This is a genomic window from Paracraurococcus ruber, assembly GCF_004353985.1.
GTDB lineage: Bacteria > Pseudomonadota > Alphaproteobacteria > Acetobacterales > Acetobacteraceae > Paracraurococcus > Paracraurococcus ruber.
The window spans coordinates 1-925 of record NZ_SMOA01000619.1 but is presented as its reverse complement, the minus strand read 5'-3'; the positions used below and the strand labels follow the sequence as shown (position 1 = coordinate 925).

Below are 925 nucleotides of genomic sequence, written 5' to 3'. Positions count from 1 at the left end.
CGCCGGGCCGGTGCTGGCGCGCGGCGGCGCGGCGGACTGGACCATCGCGGCAGCGCCGCTCGCCGCGCTCTGGCTCGGCCCGGCCCTGGCCGGGCGGCTGCCGGGGCTGGCCGCGGGGCGGCTGGGCCAGGGGCTTGGCCAGGGGCTGGGCGGGGCGGTGGCCGGCCTGCTGCCGCTCGCCCTTGCCTGGCTGCTGCTGCGCGCCCGCTGACATCCCGAGGCGACGCCCGGCGGCCCGCGCCGCGATGCCGGCATCACGGCATCGAGCGTTCCGGTGCGGCGCCTTTCGGCTCTAGGCTCGGTCCGCTGCGGCACTCCCCGCAATCCAGGGCGTGACCCATGACGGAGGCGGCCACGCGCGGTCGGGTCGGCCTGGTCTGCCTGATCCTCGGCGGGGCGACGGGCACGGCCTGGCTGCTGGCGTCCGAGGCGTTCCAGCACGGCGGCGGGCCGGACCGCGTCCCGGTCGTCCTGGTCGGCGGCAGCGCCGCGGATGCCGCGCCCGCCGCCCCGCCCTCCGATGCCGGCCCGCCCGAGGGCGCGCCGCCCCGCGTCGAGGTGGCCAGGATCGGCGCGCGCGGCATGCTGGTGACGGCCGGCAGCGCGCCCCCGGGGGCGGAGGTGCTGCTGCTGGAAGGCGGGCGGGAGATCGGCCGGGCGCGCGCCGATGGCCGCGGTGAATGGGTGATCCTGCCGCCCGACCCCCTGCCGCCCGGCCCGCGCGAACTGGCCCTGCTGGCCCGCAGCCCGGGCGCCGCCCCCCTCTGGGCCCGCGACACGCTGCTGCTGCTGGTGCCGGACCGCCGGCGGGAGGCAGCCACGGCTGCCGCATCGCCGCGGGGCGCAGCGGAACCGCGCGGCGCCGCCCCGCGTGACGCGGCAGGATCGCCAGGCGGCGCGCCGCCTGACACCGCCGAAGCGCGCG

At 81.3% G+C, this 925-nt stretch carries 2 protein-coding genes; both read left to right on the top strand.

What is annotated here, in order from left to right:
- Nucleotides 1-211: hypothetical protein (locus E2C05_RS33745; RefSeq protein WP_205083275.1), on the top strand; the 211-nt coding region annotated here is incomplete at its 5' end.
- Nucleotides 212-339: 128 nt separating this feature from the next.
- A partial coding sequence (locus tag E2C05_RS32130; protein ID WP_456306550.1) for a hypothetical protein occupies nt 340-925 on the top strand: 586 nt, incomplete at its 3' end.